Origin of the sequence: Schnuerera sp. (genome assembly GCF_035459645.1) — a bacterium.
Taxonomy (GTDB): Bacteria; Bacillota; Clostridia; order Tissierellales; family Tepidimicrobiaceae; genus Schnuerera.
On sequence record NZ_DATHXO010000124.1, the window covers coordinates 1 to 3,952 of the forward strand.

General features: G+C 31.5%; 4 protein-coding genes. 1 reads left to right on the forward strand and 3 read right to left on the reverse strand.

What is annotated here, in order from left to right; genetic code table 11:
* Positions 1-51: 51 nt before the first annotated feature.
* On the reverse strand, positions 52-1,161 hold the full coding sequence (locus VK998_RS02905) for an ABC transporter substrate-binding protein (protein WP_325225278.1): 1,110 nt from the start codon (positions 1,159-1,161) through the stop codon (positions 52-54).
* Between the two features lie 490 nt (positions 1,162-1,651).
* Between VK998_RS02905 and VK998_RS02910 the strand changes: the two genes are divergently transcribed.
* Entirely contained in the window at positions 1,652-1,813 is a 162-nt protein-coding gene (locus tag VK998_RS02910) for a hypothetical protein (RefSeq protein ID WP_325225281.1), read from the forward strand.
* Between the two features lie 14 nt (positions 1,814-1,827).
* Here VK998_RS02910 and VK998_RS02915 read toward each other — a convergent pair whose 3' ends face one another.
* Entirely contained in the window at positions 1,828-2,661 is an 834-nt protein-coding gene (locus VK998_RS02915) for a DegV family protein (protein ID WP_325225284.1), read from the reverse strand.
* 17 nt (positions 2,662-2,678) lie between these two features.
* Positions 2,679-3,952, reverse strand: a 1,274-nt coding sequence (gene glmM, locus VK998_RS02920; RefSeq protein ID WP_325225287.1) for a phosphoglucosamine mutase, incomplete at its 5' end; no start/stop codon positions are given.

The following is a 3,952-nucleotide window of genomic DNA, read 5'->3' on the forward strand; positions in this document are numbered from 1 at the left end:
GGATGGCGCCTCCGCGCAGTTCGCTGCCGGCATAGAGTACGTCCTGCAGCATCAGCTCGGCCAAGATACAGGAGATAAAGGAACATGACATACTTGACCATGACCTTTAAAGAAGTTTGTTACAAAACCTTGACGGTCTAGCCCATAAACCAATGCTTGGCGAACATTTTTATCAGCTAACCTTGGATCTGAATGATTTAATCCAATATATGCATATCCATTGTTAGGAAATGCGTTAAGGTGTACATATCCCATAGATTCCATTGTTTCAAGATTTTCTACAGTATTTGATACTGAATCTTGAATGTCTATGGTTCCTTTTTCCAACTCAGCTAACATAGTTTCAGAAGTAGTAAACTTTAGAATTAAATTTTCAAATTTAGGTGCTCCTAAGAAATAATCCTTGTTAGCTTTCAATTCTACATATTGACTTGGTTCTAAATGCTCAAATGTAAATCCACCAGAGCCAAGTGGGTCTTGCATCTTAGCCTTTAATGCGTCAATATCACCTTTTTCAAAACCATAATGATGTTTTGGCATAATTGCCATACCACAATATTCGAAATTCACCGCTAATACTTCTTTGAATGTAAAGGATATAGTGTGTTCGTCATGTACAACAACACCTGCTAAATTGTCAGCATCTCCTTCAGCATATTCTTCATATCCTACCAATCCATCAACATAAGCAAAATATCTTCCATCATAATTTGGATCTGCCATTGCTAAGTAAGTAAACTCTACATCTTCAGCTGTAAGTGGTGTACCATCTGAAAATTTAACATCATCTCTTAAATGGAAAGTAATAGTTAAATTATCTTCTGATACTTCCCAATCCTTTGCCACATGAGGTACATAGTTTCCTGCTTCGTCATTGGTAAATAGTCCATCAAAGATGTAATCAACTACATAACCGTCATATGCAGTACTGTAATAAACTGGCATAAACTCACCTTTTGCTTCTGTCATACCGATGATTATAGTATCATCAGCATTGTCTCTTGCTGCAGCTGGATTCTTTGTATCCTCCTCAACTGGAGCTTCTGCTTCTGTGTCTTCATCGCTACCCACATCTGCTGGCTCTTCAGATTGGCCACAGGCAGCTAAGAACACTGACAATACTAATACCAGTGCTAACAATAACCATAATTTTCTTTTCATTAAAAATACTCCCCCTTTAATTCTATTTTTTGAATATTATTAATATATTGTATTATACCACTATTAACTTATTTCTGTCAATAAAAGGTATAGTACAATACTTTTAAAAACTAGCCAAAAAACTGAATATTCTTTGATGGAAGCTAAAATAAGCCCTATTTGCTAACCGAACCTTAAATAACTGTATCTTCTTTACTAAATAAGTCTACACTTTAATATTTCTACTTTTATTTGAATAATCCTTTAATTTCTGCATGTCTATTATTGTCGAATTGTTTAACTATTTTAAATATAAACTATATTACTACTATTATAACATATACTATTTATATATGCTAAGTATGCATTTTATATCAATTAATTTTAAGTATAATAATTCCTAACCATTGAAATAAGAATCTATTAATTTTTTGTAATATTTCCAATTTATTAAAGGATTTTTAAATTTTTTATTTAATTTAAATAAATATAAAGTATATGGGGTGGTGTTGTGGATAGAGTTGAAAATGATCTATATGAACTATGTACTGATTTTTTATTATTACTCGATAGTTTAAAAGAAACTGAAAAGATATCAGAAGCTGAATATGAACTACATGTTAAGCTTAAAAAACTATTTATCCACCAAGAAAAAAGCAAACTCTCAGTATAGAGAGTTTGCTTTTTTTAAAAGGCTAATATTATTCCTCCATCATCTGCATAAGCAGTGCTTAATCCAGCAGTTTCTACAATTATAATATCCTTGAATTTATATTTTTTTTGTATCTCCTTTTTTAGTTGTTTAGCTTTATCTTCTGCATTACAATGGGCTATACCTAAAATTTTTTCTTCTATCCTTTCTCCTTGTTCCCCTATAATATCAACTAACCTTTTAAAAGCTCTTTTACTTCCTCGTACCTTTTCTACTAATTTTATAGTACCATCATCATTTGCACCCATTACAGGCTTAATAGATAGTCTGGTAGCTATTTGTCCAATAACTTTACCTATACGACCTGCTTTCATTAAATTATCCAAGGATTCTAATATAAAAAATGTCTTCATTTCCTTTATATATTCTTCGGTCTTAGCAACTATATCAGTATTACTATAGTTTTTTTGTATTAAATCAAATATTTTAATACTCACTAAAGTCTCTCCAATAGAAGCACTCAAAGAATCGAATACATGAATAAACTTATTTCCTTTTTCTAGGGCTATGTTTTTAGCTAACATAGCGTTGCTATAAGTACTACTTAATGCAGACGATAATGTTACAACAAAAACACTGTCTCCTTTTTCATATTCTTTTAAAAACTCTCCTGGTGAAGGGCTAGATGTTTTTAAAGGATTTTTGCTATTTTTCATTGCAACAAGTAAATCATTTACATCTAAAGACTCATCATCAACAAAAGTCTGCCCTTCTACGTCTATCTTTAGTGGTACAAGTCCTATATTTAACTTATCTTTCAGCTTTTTGTTTAAGTCACAACTACTATCAGCAACTATTTTATACTCCATTTCATCACCTCAATTTTCTATTTTCCCAATCTTTCTTCTATAAAATTGGCTAATTCTTTAGCTATTTTTTCTATTTTATCTCTATTTTTCCCTTCAATCATAACTCTAATAAGTGGCTCTGTTCCTGATGGTCTTATAACCACTCTACCTTCTCCATGAAACATCTCCTCAATTTTTTCTATCTCCGACTTTATTTCCTGGTTATTTAAATAAGTATTTTTTAGTTCCTCTTTTACTTTGGCATTTACTAACACTTGAGGAAAATCTGTCATTAAACTATTCAGCTTAGATAATTTATTGCCAGTTTCTTTCATTACTTGAATTAATTGAAGCCCTGTTAACAATCCGTCACCTGTAGTATTATGTTCTAAAAATATTATATGCCCAGATTGTTCACCTCCTAAAACATAATCATTGGCAAGCATTTCCTCAAGTACATACCTATCTCCAACAGCAGTTTTTACAATATCCATACCTTTATTTTTTAAATATACATCTAAACCCATATTTGTCATCACTGTACCTACTACCCTATTATTCTTAAGTCTACCTTTATCATGTAGATAAGTACCACAAATAGCTAGTATATGGTCTCCATCAATAATATTCCCTTTTTCATCTACAGCTATTAATCTATCTCCATCTCCATCAAAAGATAGACCTATATCTGCCTTAGTTTCCTTTACTAAGGACTGAATCATAGAAGGATTGGTAGAACCACATTCCACATTTATATTGCCACCATTTGGTTTATCATTAATTATTATTATTTCACCATTTAATGCTTTTAATAACTTAGGTGCAATTTCATACAAAGCACCATTTCCACAATCAACAGCTATCTTAATCCCCTGTAATCCTACATTTATAGTGGATTTTAAATGATCTATATAATATTTATACCCTTTTTCTTCAATAATAGTTTGTCCAATATTTTCTTTTATAGGTCTTAAAGCTATTTCTTTATCATTAAATATGAATTTTTCAATTTCATCTTCTATTTCATCTTTCAATTTGTACCCTTTGCTATTAAAAAATTTTATTCCATTATACTCTACTGGATTATGGGATGCAGAAATAACAACTCCTGCTAAAGCCTCATATTTTCTAGTCAAATAAGCAACTGCTGGAGTTGGCACTACACCTAAAGATATCACATCTATTCCAACAGAACAGATCCCTGCCACTAATGCAGCCTCTAACATATCTCCTGATTTTCTAGTATCTTTACCGATTACTATTCTCCCTTTATTCCCATTAGATAGTATATAGGCTCCTGCTCTTCCAACTT

Coding starts and splice junctions, on each gene's coding strand:
- VK998_RS02915 (WP_325225284.1), bottom strand. CDS start 2,661: ATGGAGTATAAAATAGTTGCTGATAGTAGTTGTGACTTAAACAAAAAG.
- VK998_RS02905 (WP_325225278.1), bottom strand. CDS start 1,161: ATGAAAAGAAAATTATGGTTATTGTTAGCACTGGTATTAGTATTGTCA.